The organism is Undibacterium sp. JH2W (assembly GCF_049340425.1).
Lineage (GTDB): Bacteria > Pseudomonadota > Gammaproteobacteria > Burkholderiales > Burkholderiaceae_D > Undibacterium.
The window spans coordinates 1-234 of sequence record NZ_JBMPOT010000123.1 but is presented as its reverse complement, the minus strand read 5'-3'; the positions used below and the strand labels follow the sequence as shown (position 1 = coordinate 234).

At 49.6% G+C, this 234-nt stretch carries 1 protein-coding gene; it reads left to right on the top strand.

Annotated features, from left to right (window positions below):
- Positions 1 to 234 (top strand): IS3 family transposase (locus ACO0LC_RS29385; protein WP_423009825.1); only part of this gene is annotated, 234 nt, incomplete at both ends.

The window sequence follows — 234 nt, the reverse complement described above, 5'->3', positions numbered from 1 at the left end:
GGGCATCCATGTCACGCAAGGGAAACTGCTATGACAATGCGCCCATGGAGAGTTTCTGGGGAAGCCTGAAAAATGAACTGATACATCACCAGCACTATCCCACACGGGCTGATGCACAGGCGGCTATCCAGGAATACATTGAAAGCTTTTATAACCGCCAGCGACGTCACTCGCGTCTTGGCAATATATCGCCAGCCTTATTTGCTGAAAATTTTAATCGGCACTCACAGGCAG